Genomic DNA, 20,003 nt, shown 5'->3' on the forward strand with positions numbered 1-20,003 from the left:
GGTTCCTTCCGTCACTCGAAATACCGACGTGGAACATCGACGAGCATCGTATCGATGTCCTTGTCGCTGACACCGCGCTCGCGCAGAGCGGGCAGGACGTCCTCACTGATGTGGCGGTAGTTCCATTTCGGCACCGCCACAAGCTTGGCCTCCGGATCGAACCAGTCGATGAAGCAGGACGCGTCGTGGGCGAGTCCCATCCGATCCGCATAACCCCGCTCGCACAGCGCGGCAACGGTGTTGATGCGGTCCTCGAACGGCAACAGCACGTCGAGGCCGAAGCGATCCATGCCCAGGATCGACCCGGCGTCGGCGAGCTGCATCAGGTAATCGAGGTCCGTCGAATCACCGGAATGGCCGATGACCACCTTGGTCAGGTCCACACCCTCCTCGGCGAGGATCTTCTGTGCGACCAGACCCGACTGGGTGTGCGGATTGGTGTGCACGGTGATCGGTGCCCCGGTCTGCACATGCGCCTGTCCGACGGCCCGCATCACGCGCTCCACGCCCGGCGTCAGACCCTGTTCCTCGATCGCGCACTTGAGGAACGCGGCCTTGACACCGGTGTCGGCGATGCCCTCGGTGAGATCCCGGACGAAGAACGTCACGAGGGGCTCGGGTACGTCGAACAGCAGGCCCGGACCCGTGTAGTGGAACTGGAACGGGATGTCGTTGTAGGTGTAGAGGCCGGTGGCGACGACGAGCTTGAGGTCGATCTGCTCGGCGATCCGCTGGATGCGCGGAATGTAGCGGCCGAGACCGAGCACCGTCGGATCGAGGATGGTGTCGATCCCGAGGCTCTTCAGCTCCCGCAGGTCGCGGACCGCTTCGGCGATCTTCTCCTCCTCGTCCCAGTCGTACTGGTAGTTCTCGCGGTACTCCTCGCCGAGGACGAAGACATGTTCGTGGACGAGGACGTTGCCGAGATCGGCGGAGTCGACGGGTCCGGTGACGGTATTGACGGTGCTCATTCTGGTCCTTCACAAATCGGTCGCAATGTGGTCCAGGTCACTTGCAGCCGCCACTGTATTTGGGTATGAGTTCAAGTTCAAGTCTTGCGCGGACCGTGCACGACCCTTCTCCCGTTGCGGGCATGCGGTCGAGACCGTCACCCCAGGACTCGTGCCCCCGACCCCATGCGGTGAACTGGATGCATGGAACTGCTGCTCATCCGCCATGCCCAACCGTTCCGGCTGTCCGATCCCAACGGGGCAGACCCGGATCTCACGCTCGAAGGTGAGGAACAGGCAAAGCTCCTGGCGAAGGCGCTCGCCGACGGGCGCTACGGGCAGGTCGGGCACCTCGTCAGCAGCCCGATGCGCCGGGCCGCACAGACCGCGGGCTTCGTGCGTGACGCATTGGCCCTGGACCTCGCGCTCGATGAGCGGCTCGTCGAGCTCAACCACGGTTGGACGGTCTATGGCGCCTCGCACAATTACACCGACCGGCGCCTGGCCTTCGACGACATGAACAACGGGCGCCTCGGCGACAACGTCTTCGATCCGTTGCTCTTCCGCAGTCGGGTGGTCGAGGGTATCGAGTCGGTCGCCGAACGCGACGACGATACGGTGATCGCCGTCGTGTGCCACGGTGGTGTCATCAACGCCTACCTATCCCACATCCTCGGCGCACCCAAGATCTTCTTCGCCGATCCCTTCTACACCTCGGTGTCCCGGGTGCTGGCCCTCCCGGACGGGTATCGACAGGTGCTGTCCCTCAACGAGATCGACCACCTGCGGCCCTGAGGCCGGGGGGCCGATGCAGGCGACGGATCTCACCCGATCCGCACGATCGTCACCACCACCTCCCGGCCGTCGTGGTTGCGGTAGCGGATCGTCTGCCCCGGATGCTTGCCCAGCAGGGCCTGGCCCAGAGGGGATCTCGTCGAGCACTGGTTCGCCCGCAGGGCCCTGTCCCGGACGATCTCCAGCCGATCCGCGTCGCGCGTGTCCCCGCCGAAGTACACGTCGACGACGAGCCCGGGTGCGACGATGTGTCTTCCCAGGATGGAGTGGATCGTCGCCAGGGGTCGTCGCGCGGAGAGTTCGGTGAGTTCCCGGGCGAGTTCCCGACCGCGCTCGGTGGCCGCGCCGCGTCGCTCCACCGCGCTGTACAGCCCCTCGCTCTCGTCCGGGTCTGCCGCACGGCGTTCGGCGATGATCTCCCGGTCGAGCTCGTGGATGGACGCGGTGAGTCGGGTCAGCGCCCGCTCGAGTGCCCAGATGCGTGCATTGTCCGGAGACGAGTCCCACCGGGCCGGTGCGCGCCGGCCGTGAGATGCGAGTTGCTCGGTTCGCAGGGTCGTCACCTCGCCCAGGCGTTCGCGCCAGTGGTCGATGCCCGTGCCCTGTCCCGTGACGCCGTTCTGAGGTGCGCTGTGTCCGGTGGTCATCCTCGCCTTCCATCATCGATCCTGATGGCAGCAGGCTAGAACACGTGTCCGACAATTCGGACACATCGAACCGAACCCGGCTCAGGAACCGGGCCACACGAAGTCGATGCGCGACAGTGTCAGGATCTGGTTGCGCGCCAGCCAGACCGGGCTCCCCGCCGGCTGTGTCGCGTAGAGCCCGTGAGCCGCCGACACGACGCGGTCGAACTGGCTGGGCCAGTCGATCGAATCCGCGAGCTCGTCGAGGACGACTCGGCCACGGCCCAGGGCACGCCGCACATGGGTGTGGTCGGGAAGGAGATCGGATTTCGACGAGTTGCACGATTGGCACGACAGCACCAGATTCGACATACCGTCGAGTCCCACCCGCGACCACGGCAGTACATGATCGACATGGCGTTCGGTCCGCAGCCGAGCGTCGCAGTAAAAGCACGATGATCCGAAGGCCTCGGCCAGAATCGCACCCGGGCGCTGGAGCGAGATCCGATCCGTACCGAACAGGTGGAACGCGAGATCTGGGCCCTCGTCGAGCAACCCCCGGTTCATCCGGCGAACGTCATCGACCCACGCGAGCTGGAAGGCCGGCTTGAGCAATGGTGCCAACCGGGCCAGTGTGGTGCCGACACCTCCGAAGAGGTGGAATCGGTTGTCGTGCTGGGCAATCACTTGGGCCGAATCGGTGCCCATCCAGGAGTCGTCGTAGAGGAATCTCTCACTGCCGGTGTGGCGTCCGACGTTCTGCAGCAGCTTCAGCGGATAGCGAACCAGCTTGTGCTTCACCGTTGTGCGCGCCTGGAGGTAGGCATCGGGCGCCTGACGTTGGGCGACCTCCAGCGGCACGCGGCGCCGCGGTGTCTCGGTCGCCTCGCGCAGTCCGGTGACCGCCCTGAACACCACGCCGCGACCGTCATTGGACTGCCGTAATACGTGACCGTCGAGCGGCCGTAGCTGCCGCCAGTAGAGGTCCATCACCCGATGGGAGAGGTCGTCGAGGTCGATGGCGACGGGCTCGTCCGGATCGTCGGGCACCGACTCGACGGCAATGTCGAGCAGGGCGACCATCACCGCGAGCTTGTAGGTGGCCGTGCGCTGTCCGCTCTCGAGTACCGCGACGAGTCGCTGGCCGAGCGCCAACGGGTCGGAGGGTCCCGGCGGCGTCACCCTCACTCGGCGCCCGCGGTGATCGTCAACCAGATCGTGCGGGACAGCGCGGCGATCAGCTCATCGTCGGATGTGTCGGTTCGCGGGTGCAGGACATGTTGTGTCACAGTTCGTTCCACCATCCAGGTGAGCCCGGCGATGGAGGCGGAGGTGACCGAATCATCGACCCTTCCGGCCGCTCGCCACTCGTCGACACGACCCGATGCGAAATCGATGAACTCGTCGATGCGGCCGAACCAGAACCCGGCGACGTCCGCGTCATAGGCCGCGGCCTCTCCGAGCGCCCGCATCAGCGGCCAGTGCTTGCGGAACTCGGCGACCATGTCCCCGATGGCGCGGGCCACGCCGGCGACCCCGGCGTCCAGCGATGCGTCGTCGGCGAACCAGGAGGTCGGTGCCGCGAAGAACTCCGCCGATCCGACCTCCGCGACCTCGATCAGCACCTGGCTCTTGTTGGGGAAGTACTGGTAGAAGTTCGTGCGCGACATCCCGGATTGCTCGGCGATGCGCTGTACCGGCAATTCCGTGAACCGTTCGCCCGTCGCGAGCAACTCCTCGACGGCACCGAGAACCCGCTCGGTGACCTCGAGTCGATGTTCGCGGGCCTGCGCCGCCTGCGACCTGGTCACCGAAGCCATGCCGACGATGCTACGCGCCGCCCTTGACACCCACGTTGTACAGGCATAACGTCCTGTCTGACACGGTGTCGGACTGCGTGTCAGGGGTCGGCCGGGAGGAGCGGGTATGAGCTCAGCCGTCGAGCAGTTCGACACCGTCATCATCGGTGGGCGGTGCGCCGGTTCGGCCACCGCCATCGCCCTGTGCCAGCGGGGGCTGCGTGTGCTGGTCATCGATGCTGCACACTTTCCGTCCGACACGCTGTCCACGCACCTGCTGTGGCCGTCCACGCTGGCCGAGGTCGCGGCGCTCGGCGCGCTACCGGCCGTCGAGGCGGCCGGAGCGCCGCGGCTGCCGCTTGCTGAGGCGATCCTCGACGACATCGGCTGGCGGACAGGGTATTCGACGGTCTCCGGGATCGACTACGCGATGTGTCTGCGTCGTACCCACCTCGACGCTGCGCTCGTCCGCACGGCCATCGACGCCGGCGCCGAGGTCCGCGAACGGTGTCGTGCGACCGGCCTGGTCTGGTACGACGGTCGTGTGGTCGGGGTCCGCTATACCGACGATGACGATGTCGAGCACGAGGTCCGCGCGCCGATCGTCGTCGGGGCCGACGGTCGCAAGAGTTTCGTCGCCGAACAGGTGGGCGCCCGTACCCCGAGTCTCACCTCCACGAGTGGCCGCTCCTGTTACTACGCCTACTGGTCGGATGCCCGAACCGACTTGCGCCACATCGCCACCCAGTGGCGGGTCGGCCGCCTGCTCGGCGTCGCATTCCCGTGCGACGGCGGCGACCTGTTGTGCCTGCTGCAGCCGCCGACCGACCTCGACGACGAGTTCCGGGGACGCCGCGCCCAGGACGCCTACCTGCGCGGCATCGAGGCGATCCCGGGCCTGGCCCGTCGGCTCGACGGATGCGAACTGGTCTCCCGGGTGCGGTCCTGCACGGGGATCGAATCGTATTTCCGCCAGTCGTCGGGACCGGGTTGGGCGCTTCCCGGCGACGCGGGCCACTTCAAGGACCCGGTCACCGCGCAGGGCATCCGCGATGCGCTGCGCTACGGACGGTTGCTCGGTGAGGCCCTCGCACCGTGCCTGGGAGCCAGAAACGGTGTCGATCCCGACGCCGTGGATCGCGCCACCGAGCAGTGGGCCACCGACCGCGAACGCGACTGCATCGACATCTACCAGTGGACGAACTTCCTCGCCTCCGCGATGCCACCGTCACCGCTCGAATACGAGCTCTACCACCTCGCGCGACGGGACCCGGAGGTCGCCGGGGTCTTCGCCGACATCTACAACCGGGTTCAGCCGCCGGCCGCGATGATGCCGCCCCGCACGCTCGTCGGAGCGCTGACCCGGGCACTGCGGCGACCGGATTCCTCCGCCCGCGACGTCCTCGCCGACCTGCGCTTCCAGCAGCGGCGGATGCTCGGGGACTGGCGGGAGAAGCGGCGTTTGCTGCGGTCGGCCGACGAGATCGACGCGCCACTGCTCGGTGATGACGTCGAGGACGAGGATCGGGCAGCCCTTCTCGGGGTCTAGACGCACCTGCCGGGGGCCCGGAATGTCCTGACAACGTTCGTTGTTATATTTCTCTGAAGTGATCATTTGAGGTGGTGAAGATCGCGCTCATCGTTGTGCGCGAACACCGATGATCGCGTGCGGAGGTTTTGATGACGGCGAACGCGACACAGGTGTCGGTGACCCCGGCGGCAATAGGTCCTGTCCTGCCCGCGGAGGATCGGTTCTACGCAGCCCCGGCGGGCGTTGACGTGCTCGCGCCGGGTGAGATCATCCGCAGCCGCCAGGTCGATCTGAAGACCAACTGGGCGTCCCACCACCGCTCCGACGCCTGGCAGCTCCTCTACCGGTCGACCGACCTGCATGGCGAACCCAGCGTTGCGGCCACGACGATCGTGCTGCCCCGCAAGCGCACGGACGGTCCACTGCGGCTGTTGTCGTTCCAGTCGGCCATCGACGCCGTGACGACGTGCTGCTTCCCCTCCTACGCCCTGCAGACCGGAGCCCAGTCGGCGCACACCATCGTGCCGATGGAGTTCCTCGTCGTCCGGCGCGCGCTCGCCAAGGGGTGGGCGGTGTCCATCCCGGACCACGAGGGCATGCTCGGCGCGTGGGGTGCGCCCCGCGAACCCGGCTACCGCACGCTCGACGGTATCCGCGCGGCGATGGCCTTCGACGAGACCGACTTCTCGGCCGAGACACCCATCGGCCTCTGGGGCTACTCCGGCGGCGGGATGGCCACGGCCTGGGCGGCCGAGATGGCACCCTCCTACGCACCGGAGCTCGACATCGTCGGTGCGGTACTCGGCTCACCCGTGGGTGACATGAAATCGGCGCTGTTGCGCCTCAACGGCGGTCTGCACGCCGGCCTGCCGGTCATGGCGATTGCCGGGCTGCGGCGCGTCTATCCCGAACTCGACAAGGTGATCGTCGAACACGCCACCGACCACGGCCGAGAGAACCTCGCCGAGATCGAGAACCTGCCGACACTGCAGGCGATCCGACGGTTCGCTCACCACGACATCGGGAAATACCTCGACATGCCGCTCGCCGACGTGCTCGAACTGCCCGAGATGGTCGAGATGATGCGCGACCTCGAACTCGGCCACACCGCACCCACAGTGCCGCTGCTTGTGGTGCAGGCCGTGCACGACGAGATCATCAGCGTCGCCGACGTGGACCGGCAGGTCGAGCGCTACCGAGCCGGCGGAACACGGGTCACCTATGTGCGCGATCAGCTCAGTGAACACTATTCGCTGTTGCCGCTGTCCGGGCCGTTGGCGGTCGGCTGGCTGACCGACCGGTTCGAGGGCCGTCCGCAACAGGGCCGCGACCTCACGGCGATCGCCGGGCAGCGCAACCCGCGCGACCAGATCGCCCGACTGCGTCGGCGTCTGTCCGTGGCGTAACCCCAGGCACGGCACAAGACAAACGCGCACAAGACAAACGCGCACCCGCTCGGTTCGCGCGCAGGTTTGACGTGCGCGTTCACCAAACGGGTGGGCGTTTGCGCGACGCCGGCGCCCGACCGCTCCATGTTACAGAGATCGGGCGCTCAATTATTCCGCGCGTAACCACCACGTAATACGCTGGGCGTGAACTGAATGTCGTAGCCGAGCAGGGCTACTCACCTCGATCCACCGGATCGACCATATCGTTCGAGGCAACGTCGCCCCACCCTCAGCACCTGTTCCGGCGGGCCTGTGCCCGTCGCAGACATTCCAGGAGACCTCCGTGCCCTCATTCGACGACGCCATCACCGAGAACATCGCCAAGTCCCTCGCCGAGATCCCGCATCCGTCACTTCCCAAGGGCTCCAACATCTACGGCGGCACCAAGATCTTCCCCGACTACCAAGCCGAAGACGGCGAAACGTACTTCACACTGGTGCACGGCATCGCCCACGAATCGTCGGTCTCCTTCGTGGCGGTCCTGCAGGCCACCCGCGCGCTGCGCAAGGGCTTCGAATCCGCCATCTACTTCTACGGTCCCGGGGCCATCAACTGCCTTGCAACCCGCGGCTTTCCGAAGACGGGTGACTCCGGTTTCCCCGGCGAACAGAACATCAACGACTCGCTGGAGACCTTCATCTCCGAGGGCGGCACCGTCTTCTGCTGCCGCTTCGGACTCGCTCTGCACGGCGGCCGCGAGGAGGACCTCATCGAGGGCGTGATCCCGGCCCACCCGCTCGACGTGCAGGACGCGATCATCCACTACGCCCGCAAGGGCGCGATCATCAACTCGACCTACATGGTCTGACCCGCTGCAGCACAGACGATTCCACAGCGAGGCACACCATGACCAGAATCGCCGCGGTCGCGGCCAACTTCACCCGCGACCTCGAACAGAACTACGCGACCATCGCCGAATATGTGACCCGCGCCCGGGAGGACGGCGTCGAGTTCCTCGTCTTCCCGGAGGCGGCCATCGGCGGCTACCTGTCGTCGCTGGGCAACCACGGCGACACGGTGAAGAACACGACCCGTTCGCTGCCACCTGCCATCCGGCTCGACGGACCGGAAATCCAACGCGTGCAGTCGATCATCGGCGACATGCTCATCGCGATTGGGTTCTGCGAACTCGCGCAGGACGGTGAGACCCGCTACAACGCGGCCGCCGTCCTCGACGGCACGCAGATCTACGGCAGCTACCGCAAGGTGCACCAGCCGCTCGGGGAGAACATGTCGTACTCCTCGGGCACCGAGTACGGGGTCTACGACACCCCCGTCGGCCGCGTCGGCCTCCAGATCTGTTATGACAAGGCCTTTCCCGAGGCCGCGCGGGTGATGGCGCTCGACGGCGCCGAGATCATCGCCAGCCTCTCGGCGTGGCCCGCCGCGCGCACCGCCACCGCCGAGAACCTGCAGGAGGATCGCTGGACCTACCGGTTCAACCTGTTCGACACCGCCCGCGCCCTCGACAATCAGGTCTTCTGGGTGGCGTCCAACCAGTCCGGCACCTTCGGGTCGTTGCGCTACGTCGGCAACGCCAAAATCGTCGACCCGGGCGGTAACGTGCTGGCCACCACGCTGCTCGAGTCCGGGATGGCCGTGGCCGACATCGACATCCCCGCCACCTTCACCGCGATGCGCGGCGGCATGTTCCACTTGCGCGACCGCCGCCCCGACGCCTACGGTGCGCTCACCGAGCTCGACGCCACCGGGACCGGCAGATGGCGGGATCTCGCCCATGCCTGAGATGACGTTCACCGTCCGATGGCCCGACGGCGCTGTGCAGGAGTGCTATTCGCCGAGCCTGGTCATGCACGATCACCTCGACGTCGGCGGGTGCTACACCGTCGACGACTTCCGCTCCCGCGCCACCACCGCCCTCGACGAGGCCGCCGAACGGGTCCGCGCGAAGTTCGGCTTCGCCTGCACGTCAGCCGCCGCGACCGCCGACGACATCAAGAACACCGCAACGCGATACGACGCAGGGGCCCTCGTCGAGGTCCTCGCGATGCACCCACCCCTACCCACCGCATCCCCACTGGAGACATCATGAGCGCCACCGCTCATACCCCCCACATCCCGGTCGTCATCGTCGGTGCCGGACAGGCCGGACTCTCGGTCAGCTGGTATCTGGGCCGCGCCGGCATCGAGCACGTCGTGATCGAATCGAAGACCCCGACCCACGCCTGGGCCGATTCACGCTGGGACAACTTCACCCTGGTCACCCCGAACTGGCACTGCCGACTACCCGGATACGTCTACGAGGGTCCGGATCCCGACGGGTTCATGACCCGCGACGAGGTCGTGGAGTGGCTCGACGGGTGGCTGGACACCTTCACACCCCCGGTGCGCGAGCACACCACCGTCACCCGGCTGCGCCGGCCGAACGACACCGGGTTCGAACTCACCCTGAACTCCGACGCCGGTGAGGAACTGATCACCTGCGATCAGGTCGTCATCGCGACGGGCGGCTATCCGCTGCCGGTGATCCCGCCGTTCGCCTCGTCGTTGAATCCGGCTGTCACCCAGATCCATTCGGAGGAGTACTTCAACCCCGAGCAACTGCCCGACGGAGCTGTGCTAGTCGTCGGGTCCGGACAATCGGGCACGCAGATCGCCGAAGACCTGCACCTCGCCGGCAGACAGGTCCACCTCGCCATCGGCAATGCACCCCGCGTCGCGCGGTTCTACCGGGGCCGCGACTGCATGACCTGGCTCGCGGAAATGGGTCTCTACGACACCCCCGCGCAACAGTATCCGGGCGGGAAGGCCGCGCAGGAGAAGACCAACCACTACGTCACCGGCCGCGACGGCGGACGCGACGTCGATCTGCGGCAGTTCGCTCGTGAAGGGATGCGCCTCTACGGCACGCTGACCGACGGCAAGGACGCCACGCTGCGGTTCGTCGAAAGCCTCACCGCGGCCCTGGACAAGGCCGACGCGGTCTACAACTCGATCTGCGCCGACATCGACCGCCACATCGAGGCCAACGCCATCGACGCCCCGCCGCCGTCCCGCTATGACCCGGTCTGGCGACCGGATTCCGATCCGACGGATCTCGACCTGGCCGCGGCGGGCATCACCAGCATCATCTGGGCGATCGGCTTCCGCCCCGACTACCGCTGGATCGAGGCGAGCGCCTTCGACGGCGGCGGTCGTCCCATGCAGACCCGCGGCGTCACCCAGGTCCCGGGGCTGAGCTTCATCGGCCTGCCCTGGATGCACACCTGGGGATCGGGCCGATTCCTCGGCATCGACCGCGACGCCCGCCACATCGCCGACACCGTCGTCGACGCCCTCGGAGAGTCCCGGCTGCGGCTCGCCGCCGCCCAGTGAGCGTGAAGAGAGTACCGACATGACGGTTTCCACCCGGGTCGACCTGGCCCTCCTCGGCATCCGCGGCACACCCCCGGTCAACCGGACCGGGGGAGCGGGCCCCACCGACGACGGCCACCTGATCGTCGACGGCCTCAACGCGGCGATCCCGCGGAACCCGAACAGCCCGTTCGTGTTCGACGGCGACCGCGTGCTCTACGACGGCGTCGACTCCGGCCTCGACATCGCCACCATCGGTCGGCCCCGCTTCTACGACCTCACCACCGACGACGGCACCCCGTTCGAGAAGATCGCGAAACTGCACGGCGCCAACGTGCTCGCCACCACCGTCGTGCAGACCTGCATCCGCTACGACGAGGATCAGCGCTGCCGGTTCTGCTCCATCGAGGAGTCGTTGCGCTCGGGGTCTACGATCGCCGTCAAACGCCCCGAGCAACTCGCCGCCGTCGCCCGCGCCGCCGTCGACCTCGATGGCATCACCCAGATGGTCATGACCACCGGAACATCGGCCGGAAGGGACCGGGGAGCACGACATCTCGCACGCTGCGTACGTGCCGTGAAAGCCGCCGTACCCGACCTGCCGATCCAGGTGCAGTGCGAACCGCCCGCGGACCTGGCCACGATCACCGAGCTGCGTGAGGCCGGCGCGGACGCCATCGGCATCCACGTCGAATCCCTCGACGACGACGTCCGCCGCCGCTGGATGCCCGGCAAATCGGCGGTCCCGCTCGACGAGTACCGCGCCGCATGGGCGGAGGCGGTGCGCGTCTTCGGCCGCAACCAGGTGTCCACCTACCTGCTCGTCGGTCTCGGTGAGAACCCCGACGAGATGATCTGTGGCGCAAAAGAACTCGCCGACATGGGCGTCTATCCGTTCATCGTGCCGTTCCGGCCGCACGCCGGCACCCTGGCCGTCGACGTCGACCGCGCGTCCGCACCGGAACCCGCGATCGTGGAGAAGGTCAGCCGCGAGGTCGCCGCCCACCTGCGGCTGATCGGTATGGCCGGTTCCGACCAGCGCGCCGGCTGCGCCGCCTGCGGGGCATGTTCGGTCCTGCAGAACGTGGGAGGCTGACATGCTCGACGGCACCGCCCTCAATACGCCGGCGATGGGCCGCGCCCGCCGGGATCTGTCGATCCTCGCGGGCACCCCGGTCGCGCCGCCGTTCCTGATCCGGATCGCCGACGACGCCCCCGCACTGAGCGCGTACCGCGCGTTGCGGCACCACGAGTTCGTCGAGAGGCAGGACCTGTTCGACGGCACCGACCACGACGACGCCGACGACGACCCGCGCACCGTCGTCCTCGTCGCCACCGCCCCCGACGGCACGGTGATCGGCGGTGTTCGGCTGGCCGCGAACTGCGCCGACGACATCGGCTGGTGGTCGGGGAGCCGGCTCGTCGTCGCCGACGTCGCCCACGCCACCGGCATCGGCGCCGCCCTGGTCCGCGCCGCCTGCGCACACGTCGAATCCGCCGGGGTTCTGCGCTTCGACGCCACCGTGCAGGACCGGCACGCACCGATGTTCCTCGGTCTGGGTTGGCAGGACCGCGGTGCCGGTCCGACCATCCGAGGCCGTGCGCACCGTCGGATGTTGTGGCCGATCCACCAGATCCAGCGCACCGCGGATGCCACCAAGGCGCTGCTCGCCGAGGTCCTCGCACCCCTGGGAGCACAACCAGGTGGATTGGGCCCCAGCGGATTCCGCGGCGACGACGGTGCGCCGGTACCCGAATCCGACATCATCGCTGCCTGCGACGCCATCATCCCGTCGATGGTGGAACGCGACCCCGAATGGGCCGGCTGGTGTTCGATCCTGGTCAACATGAACGACCTGAGCGCGATGGGCGCCCGGCCACTCGGTTTCCTCGACGCGGTGGGCGCTCCGACCCGCTCGCAGCTGACCCGAATCGTCCGCGGCATCTCGGCGGCCGCGCAGGCCTGGCGGACCCCGGTCCTCGGCGGCCACACCCAGGTGGGCGTGCCGTCGGCGTTGTCGGTCACCGCACTGGGCCGCACCGAGAAACCCATCGCCGCCGGGGCCGGGCGCGTCGGCGACACCGTGTCCCTGATCGCCGACCTCGGCGGAGGATGGCGACCCGGCTATCACGGCCGCCAGTGGGACTCCACCAGCAGCCGATCGGCCGACGAACTCACGCGGATGGCCGCACTGCCGGCCGAGCTACGGCCCGCCGCCGCCAAGGACGTGAGCATGGCCGGTATCGCCGGCACCCTCGGCATGCTCGCCGAGGCGTCGGGCACCGGCGCGGAACTCGACGTCACCGCCATCCCGCGACCGGTCGACGCGGCAATGGGTAGCTGGCTCACATGTTTTCCCGGCTACGCCATGCTGATGGCCGACCGCCGGCCGATCCCGCCAGGTCCCGCCCCCACCGCCGGCGCCGCGTGCGGGCGGCTCACCACCGAACCCGGGGTGCGGCTGCGCTGGCCCGACGGTGAGGTCACCACCGCGGTCGCCTCCACCGTCACCGGTCTGGGAGCCGCATGACGCCACCGCACACCAGGCGTGGGCCGCGTACTGAAGATGGCCCCGTGAGGACGCTCCGAGGGGATATCCCCTCGGACCGCACCCACGGGGCCATTTTCAGTCAGCCCCCCACCCCCGTCAGTAGAGTGCAGTGACATGACCACGGTCACGCTCGGGGCACTCGCGGCCCATTTCGGACGGGACGTGGAGCGCGGTCTGTCCAAGGCGCTCGGCATCATCGAGGCCGCCAGGCGCGACGGCGTCGAACTGCTGGTGTTCCCCGACGCCTCGATCGGCGGTTACATCGGCGACCTGCGCGCCCCGGACCCCGACGAGCTGCCGCCGCCGCTGGATCCTCACGGCCCCGAGCTGGCCGCCATCGCCGCGGCCGCCGGCGACATGACGGTCTGCATCGGCTACACCGAGGCCGCCGACGACAAGCGGTACAACGCCGCGGTCTGCCTATCCGGCGACGGCATCCTCGGCACCCACCGCAAGGTCCACCAACCCGCCGGTGAGGGCCTCGCCTATGCCGCCGGTAATGCGTTCCGCGCCTTCGACACCCCCGTCGGCCGCATCGGCATGCTCATCGACTACGACAAGACCTTCCCCGAATCCGCCCGCACGCTCGCCCTCGATGGCGCGCGGATTATTGCGGCCCTGTCCGCGTGGCCGGCCAGCGTCACCGACCGCGCCGCCCGACTGCCCGCCGACCGGCAGTCGCGGCTGTTCGATCTCTACGACTGCGCCCGCGCCGCAGAGAATCAGGTGTTCGTGGTGTCGTCGAACCTCACCGGCGTCACCGGGTCGCTGCGCTTCCTCGGGCAGGCCAAGGTGGTCAGCCCCGGCGGCGAGATCCTCGCCACCACCCGCTCCAAGGGCGGCATGGCCACCGTCACCGTCGACGTCGACGCTGAGATCGCACGCGCTCGAAGGGTTCTCGACCATCTCGCCGAACTGCGCCCGGATGCCTACCACGCCGAACAGACCGTGCCGAAAGGGTGAGAGCATGCGTATCGCCCTGTTGACGTACTCCACCAAACCCCGCGGCGGTGTCGTGCACACCCTCAACCTCGCCGAGGCGCTGAGCAGACTCGGCGCCGACGTCACCGTGTGGAGCCTCGCCCGCGGCGGCGACGACGGGTTCTTCCGCACCGTCGATCCTGCTGTGACCCAACGACTCATCCCATTCGCCGACGTCGACGACGAGACCATCACCGAACGCATCATCCGCTCCATCGACACCCTGCGCGCCGGGTTCACCCCCGACAACTACGACATCGTGCACGCCCAGGACTGCATCAGCGCCAACGCCGTTGGCACCTGCATCCGCACCATCCACCACCTCGATGCGTTCACCACCCCGATCCTGGTGGAGTGCCACGAGAAGGCCGTCGTCAATCCCTATGCGCGGATCTGTGTGTCACGCGCCGTCGCCGACGAGGTGCACGCGGGCTGGGGACTGACACCGGCAGTCATCCCCAACGGGGTCGACTATCAACGCTTCGCCGACGCCGCGGAGAGCCCCGACGCCGACGCCGCACGGCAGGAGTGGCGGGATCGGCTGGGGCGTTACATTCTTGCGGTCGGTGGCATCGAACCCCGCAAGGGCAGCATCGACCTCCTCAAGGCGTATGCGTTTGTGCGGCAGACTGATCCGGACCTCAAGCTGGTGTTCGCGGGCGGTGAGACCCTGTTCGACTATCGGGACTACCGTACCGAATTCGAGCGCCGCCAGGCCGAACTCGGCGTCGAACCGATCGTCCTCGGCGCCGTCGACGACGACATGCTCCCCGCCCTGGTCGCCGCGGCCGAGGTGTTCGCGTTCCCCTCCACCAAGGAGGGATTCGGGCTCGCCGCGATGGAAGCGCTGGCCGCCGGACGGCCCGTCGTCGCCCGCGAGCTGCCCATCCTGCGCGAGGTGTTCGGCAACACCGTCACCTACGCCGCCGACGTACCCGCCCTCGCCGCGCAACTGCTCGCCGCCCGCACCCCCGACCCGACACGCCGCGACGACGGCCGCGCCCTGGCCCGCTCGCTCACCTGGGACGCCGCTGCCCGCGCGCACCTGGACTTCTACCGCATCCACCCGCTGCCCCGGTGAGCGGCCGCACCGGTCGCGCCAAACGCGCACCCGTTCGGTTCACGCGCACCCGTCACGTTCACGCGATTGTCGCGACGTGCGCGTGAACGAACCGGGTGCGCGTTTGCGTGCCGGCGCTGCCGACCCCGCGTTCACCCCTGCTCGACCAGCACCGGCACCAGTTGCTCCGCCGCGGTCCACGCACCGTGATGGCCCAACATCTCGGTCTCCAGTTGAGGTTCAGACAGCGTGCGGGTGAGGATCGCCGCCCCGCGCGCCACGGCCACCACATCGCCGATCCGTTCCGCGACCACATCGGTGACCTCGGGGCCGAACCACTGTTCGTCGAGCACCTGCTCGCGTGGCGCCACATGCGCATCGTCGTCGAGGATGGCGCGCCACGCCTGTAGCACGTCGTCGCGCGCCCCGGGCCGCGTGTACACTTCACGGGCCCTCATCTCCCCGGCGACCGCCTGGACACCGGTGAGCATCCCGTCGATGGTGTCGATGTCAAACCGCATGTCCGCCTGGATCATTCCGTGATCCCCGGTCACCACGAGCGCGGCATGTTGTGGTAGGTCGGTGATCAGATCGGCGACGAGTTGGTCGGCCAATTGCAGCGTCTGGAGCCACGGCTCCGAACCCGGGCCGGCCAGATGACCGGTCAGGTCGAGGTCGGGCCAGTAGGCGTAGACGAAACGGTGCCGGCGGGTGCGCGGCGCCAGCACCTCGGTGACCCCGTTGACGACCTCGCGCGGGGTCGTCGCGCCGATGTAGAGCCCCTTCGCCTGGAACGCGGCTCGGCTGAATCCCGAACCGCGATATGCCGCCGGCATCACATACGCGATCTCCACTCCGCGCGAGTCCATCGCCGCGAGCGTGCCCCCGATCGGCTGAATATCCTCGGGCACATACGTTTCCAGCGCTGACGCACCGTCTGAGCGGTCCAGGGTCCACCGCAAGGCGTTGAGGGTGTGGGGATCGGGACCCTCGGTCGCGGTGCGGTCGGTGCGGAACGAGTACCCGATGATCCCGTGGGCACCGCAGTGTGTGCCCGCCATCAGGCTGGTGATGCTGGTCGCGGTGGTGGCCGGGAACCCGGCGCGGATCGGCGCCGTCCGCATCGAGGCCAGGGTCGGGGCGAAGGCGGCGTGTGCGTCGAGGAGATCGGCTCCGAGCCCGTCGATCAGCAGCAGGACCACGTCCTTGTCCGGCGGGATCGGCACCGTCGGAGAACGATGACCCTCCAGGGCGCGGTCGATCGCGGGCAGGACATCGGCGAGGGTGGCATACGAGCCCCACTGGCGGGGGTGGAGTTCGGCCGACGATGGACTCACAGACATCCAGGTTAGCCGCAATCTGTGGACAACATCGCGTCGTTCCCGATGCTCGGGTATGAAGCCCTTAGCCTGGGAACATGGCTCAATACCAGCCGCTCGATCTGATCGAGGACGACCTTGTCGGCGACTTCGACCGAGGAACCCTCTCGCGCGGCTCCGCGTACGCCGCCGAGGGCCGGGTCATCGGCATGTCGTGGTCGGAGGACGAACTGACCCTCGCCGGGGTCTGCCGCGGATCGGGCCGGCACATCTATCAGACCACCGCCAGCTTCGCGGCGCGCGGCCGGACGCGGGAGCTGCTTGGTTCGGATTGCAGCTGTCCGGTCGGCGAGATGTGCAAACACGGGGCGGCATTGCTGCTGGCCGCAGGCGACTACTTCACCGACACCTACGCCGACGACGACAGCTACGACGACGATGACGGTTACTACGACGACGATTACTACGACGGCGACGAGGTCGACTACAACGAGGACTACGGCGGACCCACGAGGCCGTTGTCGATCGCGTCGGTCACCCGGCTCCCCACCCCGTGGCGCACCGCCCTGGGAGCGTTCGTCACACCGGAACCCACTCCCACCGCCGCGCCGGCGCCCATCGGCATCATGGTCGAACTGCCCGAACCCGCCTACCACTCCATACCGCCGTCCCCGGTGTTGCGGCTGGTCACACGTGGGAAACGCGACAACTGGGTACGGACCGGCATCAGTTGGCGCGGCATCGAGCAACTGTCGCATTTCGGCTCCACCTTCGACCCGGGCAGGTTCGACCCCGGCCACCTCGAGGCCGTCAAGGGGATCGTGCGCGTCGCCCGCGACACCGGCAGCAGCATCCATTCCGACACCCTGCCGCTGGCGGCGGGCCCGCCCGACATCTGGACCTGGTTGGCCGCGGCCCGCGACGCCGGCGTCGCTCTGCTCGCGCACCAGTCGACCGGAGCCACCTCCGTCGACCTCTTCGACGGTTCCCGCATGGCGTTTCACATCACCCGCGCCGAACAGGGCGCACTCGTCACGCCGACCATCCAGGTCGACCACGACGAGTGGCAACACACCCCCGTCGGGCTGATCGGTTACCGCAACCCGCACGGCGCCTACTCCGTGTCCGGTGACCTGCTGCTGATGGGGCCGTTCGAGGGGCCGCCGAACCACAACGCCTTCGTGGACCTCGTCTCGAGCGGCGGTGTGCTCGTCCCCGATGAGGACCTCGACGAGTTCGCCGCCGAAATGTTACCGTCGCTGACCGCATCCGCCCCGGTCGCCATCGCCGACGACGCCATCCCCACCCCGACGATCGAGGGACCCGCGCCGCTGCTCACCGTGCGGATGACCGACGACGGGTCGCAGGTGTCGTGGACCATCCGCTACCTCATCAACGGCCGACGCCGGATCTTCAAGGAGCACGAAGCCGTAGGCGCCAGCCGTATTCGCGACGCCGCCGCAGAGGAGCAGGTCTGGAAGGCGGCTCGGCCGGCGATGGAACTCATCGCCCGCCGGTGCTCACGCTGGCAGGAGCAGGCCACCCGATACGTCAACCAGTATCACCGCGTGGGCATCCCGATCGACAACGACATCGACGCCGTCATCGCCGACGACACCACCGACGCTGTGAGCCGCGCCGGTATCGAGCTGCTGCGCAAGACCTTCACCTTCTCCCTCGTCGACACCGCGGTCCTGCTCGGTGAACTCCTGCCCGAACTCGGCAGCGACATCGACGTCGAGATCGTCGGCGACCGCCTCGATTTCCGGCCCGCACAGCAGGATCCGCAGATCTCCTTCGACGAGGAGGGAGATACCGGCAACGACTGGTTCAACCTGCACATCACCGTCGACGTCGACGGCCATCGCGTTCCGCTCGGCGAGATCGTCCGCGACATCGCGCTCGGTGCCACCCACCTGCTGTTGCCCGACGGCACCTACTTCTCCCTCGACACCCCCGAACTGCAGCGACTCGCGCGGATCATCGACGAAGCCAAGGCGCTCGGAGAACTCGAGAACGGCCTCGTCCGACGCGACACCTACAACGCCACCATGTGGGAGGAACTGCTCAGCCTCGGCGTGGTCGGGGAGCAACTCGCCGACTGGCAGTCGCGGCTGCAGCGGTTGTCCACGGCCACCATCCCGGCGCCGAGCGGACCGCCCGCCGGGCTGCACGCCGATCTGCGCGACTACCAGGCCGACGGCCTCGACTGGCTGAGATTCCTGTGGAAGAACAGGATCGGCGGGATCCTCGCCGACGACATGGGCCTCGGCAAGACCGTGCAGGCGCTCGCGCTGATCGCCGAGGCCGCGGCCGAAACCCCGTCGGGCAGCTTCCTGGTCATCGCGCCGACCAGCGTCGTCGGAAACTGGGTGAGCGAGGCCGAGAAGTTCCTGCCCGGGACGAGGGCGGTCGCGGTGACCGCCACCGAGTCCAAGAGCGGGGTGAGCTTCGCCGAGACGGTCGGCGACGCCCAGATCGTCGTCACCTCCTACACCCTGCTGCGGCTCGAGTTCGAGAAGATCAACCAATTCCGTTGGACCGGAGTGATCTTCGACGAGGCGCAGTTCGTGAAGAACCACAACAGCAAGACCCACCAGTGCGCACGCCGCGTCGGTGCCGAGATGAAACTCGCGATCACCGGCACGCCGATGGAGAACAACCTGATGGAGCTGTGGTCGCTGCTGTCGCTGACCGCACCCGGACTGTTCCCGTCGCCGAAGACCTTCGGCGAGTTCTTCCGGCGGCCCATCGAGTCCGGTCAACACCCGGAGCGTCTCGGCCTGCTGCGGCGGCGCATCAAGCCGGTCATGTTGCGGCGCACCAAGGATCAGGTGGTCTCCGACCTACCGGCCAAGCAGGAGCAGGTGCTCGCACTCGAACTCGCCCCGAAACACGACAAGATCTATCAGACGCGCCTCAACCGGGAGCGGCAAAAGGTGCTCGGTCTGCTGGGGGACTGGGACGAGAACCGCTTCGCGATCTTCCGGTCGCTGACGATGCTGCGGCAGCTCAGCCTGCACGCCGGCCTGGTCGACGAGGAGCACCGCGCGGTCGCGTCGGCCAAGGTCGACCATCTCGCCGAGCAACTCCCGGAACTCATCGCCGAGGGGCATGCATCGCTGGTGTTCAGCCAGTTCACCGGATTCCTCGGGTTGATCCGGGAACGCCTCGAGGACATGGGTATCGCCTACAGCTATCTCGACGGCTCGATGAATGCCAAGCAACGTGCGGCGGCGATCGAGGAGTTCACCGGTGGGTCGTCGAAGGTGTTCCTGATCAGCCTCAAGGCCGGCGGATTCGGGTTGAATCTCACCGAGGCCGATTACTGCTTCGTCTGCGACCCGTGGTGGAATCCGGCCGCCGAAGCGCAGGCGGTTGACCGTGCTCACCGCATCGGCCAGACCCGACCGGTGACCGTGTACCGGCTGGTGTCCGCGGGCACCATCGAGGAGAAGGTCGTTGCGCTGCAGGACAAGAAGCGCGCGCTGTTCGACGCCGTCATCGACGACGGCGATTTGTTCGGCACCGTGATCAGTCCCGACGACATCCGCGAACTCATCGGCGACGGTGATTAAGCGTCGAACGGTTCCACGGTCACGAATCCCGTCGAATTCGTCTTCGGAT

At 67.8% G+C, this 20,003-nt stretch carries 17 protein-coding genes; 12 read left to right on the top strand and 5 right to left on the bottom strand.

The window, feature by feature from the left end; translation table 11 throughout:
* Positions 1-11 precede the first annotated feature (11 nt).
* Positions 12-971, bottom strand: coding sequence for a phosphotriesterase family protein (locus GORHZ_RS16940; RefSeq protein WP_006334998.1), 960 nt, complete (start codon positions 969-971; stop codon positions 12-14).
* Positions 972-1,154: 183 nt separating this feature from the next.
* Here GORHZ_RS16940 and GORHZ_RS16945 point away from each other — a divergent pair, with 183 nt between their 5' ends.
* A complete protein-coding gene (locus GORHZ_RS16945; RefSeq protein ID WP_006335000.1) occupies positions 1,155-1,745 on the top strand; it encodes a histidine phosphatase family protein in 591 nt (196 codons plus the stop codon).
* Between the two features lie 29 nt (positions 1,746-1,774).
* Here GORHZ_RS16945 and GORHZ_RS16950 read toward each other — a convergent pair whose 3' ends face one another.
* The 3 genes from GORHZ_RS16950 to GORHZ_RS16960 all read right to left on the bottom strand — a co-directional run bounded on the left by GORHZ_RS16950 (position 1,775) and on the right by GORHZ_RS16960 (position 4,191).
* On the bottom strand, positions 1,775-2,392 hold the full coding sequence (locus GORHZ_RS16950) for a GreA/GreB family elongation factor (RefSeq protein WP_006335002.1): 618 nt from the start codon (positions 2,390-2,392) through the stop codon (positions 1,775-1,777).
* Positions 2,393-2,473: 81 nt separating this feature from the next.
* Entirely contained in the window at positions 2,474-3,553 is a 1,080-nt protein-coding gene (locus GORHZ_RS16955; RefSeq protein ID WP_006335004.1) for an HNH endonuclease, read from the bottom strand.
* A 2-nt stretch (positions 3,554-3,555) separates the two neighbouring features.
* Positions 3,556-4,191, bottom strand: a complete 636-nt coding sequence (locus tag GORHZ_RS16960; protein WP_006335006.1) for a TetR/AcrR family transcriptional regulator — start codon at positions 4,189-4,191, stop codon at positions 3,556-3,558.
* A gap of 106 nt (positions 4,192-4,297) precedes the next feature.
* Between GORHZ_RS16960 and GORHZ_RS16965 the strand changes: the two genes are divergently transcribed.
* From GORHZ_RS16965 to GORHZ_RS17010, 10 genes are all read left to right on the top strand, one after another.
* Positions 4,298-5,719, top strand: a complete 1,422-nt coding sequence (locus GORHZ_RS16965) for an NAD(P)/FAD-dependent oxidoreductase (RefSeq protein WP_006335008.1) — start codon at positions 4,298-4,300, stop codon at positions 5,717-5,719.
* Positions 5,720-5,850: 131 nt separating this feature from the next.
* Positions 5,851-7,107, top strand: a complete 1,257-nt coding sequence (locus GORHZ_RS16970; RefSeq protein ID WP_006335010.1) for a lipase family protein — start codon at positions 5,851-5,853, stop codon at positions 7,105-7,107.
* A 325-nt stretch (positions 7,108-7,432) separates the two neighbouring features.
* Positions 7,433-7,957 carry an MSMEG_0572/Sll0783 family nitrogen starvation response protein gene (locus GORHZ_RS16975; protein WP_006335011.1) on the top strand — a complete coding sequence of 175 codons (525 nt, stop codon included), beginning with the start codon at positions 7,433-7,435 and terminating at the stop codon, positions 7,955-7,957.
* Between the two features lie 38 nt (positions 7,958-7,995).
* A complete protein-coding gene (locus tag GORHZ_RS16980; protein ID WP_006335012.1) occupies positions 7,996-8,895 on the top strand; it encodes a carbon-nitrogen hydrolase family protein in 900 nt (299 codons plus the stop codon).
* On the top strand, positions 8,888-9,202 hold the full coding sequence (locus GORHZ_RS16985) for an MSMEG_0570 family nitrogen starvation response protein (protein ID WP_006335013.1): 315 nt from the start codon (positions 8,888-8,890) through the stop codon (positions 9,200-9,202). The genes GORHZ_RS16980 and GORHZ_RS16985 overlap by 8 nt, the downstream gene beginning before the upstream one ends.
* The gene (locus tag GORHZ_RS16990) at positions 9,199-10,485 is read left to right on the top strand and encodes an MSMEG_0569 family flavin-dependent oxidoreductase (protein ID WP_006335028.1); all 1,287 of its coding nucleotides are present in this window, start codon (positions 9,199-9,201) and stop codon (positions 10,483-10,485) included. Before GORHZ_RS16985 ends, GORHZ_RS16990 begins: the two co-directional genes overlap by 4 nt.
* 19 nt (positions 10,486-10,504) lie before the next feature.
* Positions 10,505-11,560, top strand: coding sequence for an MSMEG_0568 family radical SAM protein (locus GORHZ_RS16995; RefSeq protein WP_006335031.1), 1,056 nt, complete (start codon positions 10,505-10,507; stop codon positions 11,558-11,560).
* 1 nt (position 11,561) lies between these two features.
* Positions 11,562-12,995 (top strand): MSMEG_0567/sll0787 family protein, encoded by a 1,434-nt coding sequence (locus GORHZ_RS17000; protein WP_006335033.1) that lies wholly within the window; start codon positions 11,562-11,564, stop codon positions 12,993-12,995.
* A 135-nt stretch (positions 12,996-13,130) separates the two neighbouring features.
* Positions 13,131-13,979 carry a carbon-nitrogen hydrolase family protein gene (locus GORHZ_RS17005; protein ID WP_006335034.1) on the top strand — a complete coding sequence of 283 codons (849 nt, stop codon included), beginning with the start codon at positions 13,131-13,133 and terminating at the stop codon, positions 13,977-13,979.
* A 4-nt stretch (positions 13,980-13,983) separates the two neighbouring features.
* Positions 13,984-15,078, top strand: coding sequence for an MSMEG_0565 family glycosyltransferase (locus tag GORHZ_RS17010; RefSeq protein WP_006335035.1), 1,095 nt, complete (start codon positions 13,984-13,986; stop codon positions 15,076-15,078).
* Between the two features lie 131 nt (positions 15,079-15,209).
* Here the strand turns inward: GORHZ_RS17010 and GORHZ_RS17015 are convergent, their stop codons facing one another.
* Positions 15,210-16,400 (bottom strand): alkaline phosphatase family protein, encoded by a 1,191-nt coding sequence (locus tag GORHZ_RS17015; RefSeq protein WP_040532336.1) that lies wholly within the window; start codon positions 16,398-16,400, stop codon positions 15,210-15,212.
* Positions 16,401-16,474: 74 nt separating this feature from the next.
* On the opposite strand from GORHZ_RS17015, the gene GORHZ_RS17020 reads away from it, so the two are divergent.
* Positions 16,475-19,954: a DEAD/DEAH box helicase gene (locus GORHZ_RS17020; RefSeq protein WP_006335037.1), complete on the top strand. Its 3,480-nt coding sequence runs from the start codon at positions 16,475-16,477 to the stop codon at positions 19,952-19,954.
* Positions 19,955-20,003: the final 49 nt, after the last annotated feature.

The sequence above is a fragment of the Gordonia rhizosphera NBRC 16068 genome (assembly GCF_000298195.1).
GTDB lineage: Bacteria > Actinomycetota > Actinomycetes > Mycobacteriales > Mycobacteriaceae > Gordonia > Gordonia rhizosphera.

What these genes read in the sequence shown, in the direction of transcription:
- GORHZ_RS16940 (WP_006334998.1), bottom strand. Translation starts at nt 971, where the DNA reads ATGAGCACCGTCAATACCGTCACCGGACCCGTCGACTCCGCCGATCTC.
- GORHZ_RS16945 (WP_006335000.1), top strand. Translation starts at nt 1,155, where the DNA reads ATGGAACTGCTGCTCATCCGCCATGCCCAACCGTTCCGGCTGTCCGAT.
- GORHZ_RS16950 (WP_006335002.1), bottom strand. Translation starts at nt 2,392, where the DNA reads ATGACCACCGGACACAGCGCACCTCAGAACGGCGTCACGGGACAGGGC.
- GORHZ_RS16960 (WP_006335006.1), bottom strand. Translation starts at nt 4,191, where the DNA reads ATGGCTTCGGTGACCAGGTCGCAGGCGGCGCAGGCCCGCGAACATCGA.
- GORHZ_RS16965 (WP_006335008.1), top strand. Translation starts at nt 4,298, where the DNA reads ATGAGCTCAGCCGTCGAGCAGTTCGACACCGTCATCATCGGTGGGCGG.
- GORHZ_RS16970 (WP_006335010.1), top strand. Translation starts at nt 5,851, where the DNA reads ATGACGGCGAACGCGACACAGGTGTCGGTGACCCCGGCGGCAATAGGT.
- GORHZ_RS16980 (WP_006335012.1), top strand. Translation starts at nt 7,996, where the DNA reads ATGACCAGAATCGCCGCGGTCGCGGCCAACTTCACCCGCGACCTCGAA.
- GORHZ_RS16985 (WP_006335013.1), top strand. Translation starts at nt 8,888, where the DNA reads ATGCCTGAGATGACGTTCACCGTCCGATGGCCCGACGGCGCTGTGCAG.
- GORHZ_RS16990 (WP_006335028.1), top strand. Translation starts at nt 9,199, where the DNA reads ATGAGCGCCACCGCTCATACCCCCCACATCCCGGTCGTCATCGTCGGT.
- GORHZ_RS16995 (WP_006335031.1), top strand. Translation starts at nt 10,505, where the DNA reads ATGACGGTTTCCACCCGGGTCGACCTGGCCCTCCTCGGCATCCGCGGC.
- GORHZ_RS17000 (WP_006335033.1), top strand. Translation starts at nt 11,562, where the DNA reads ATGCTCGACGGCACCGCCCTCAATACGCCGGCGATGGGCCGCGCCCGC.
- GORHZ_RS17005 (WP_006335034.1), top strand. Translation starts at nt 13,131, where the DNA reads ATGACCACGGTCACGCTCGGGGCACTCGCGGCCCATTTCGGACGGGAC.
- GORHZ_RS17010 (WP_006335035.1), top strand. Translation starts at nt 13,984, where the DNA reads ATGCGTATCGCCCTGTTGACGTACTCCACCAAACCCCGCGGCGGTGTC.
- GORHZ_RS17015 (WP_040532336.1), bottom strand. Translation starts at nt 16,400, where the DNA reads ATGTCTGTGAGTCCATCGTCGGCCGAACTCCACCCCCGCCAGTGGGGC.
- GORHZ_RS17020 (WP_006335037.1), top strand. Translation starts at nt 16,475, where the DNA reads ATGGCTCAATACCAGCCGCTCGATCTGATCGAGGACGACCTTGTCGGC.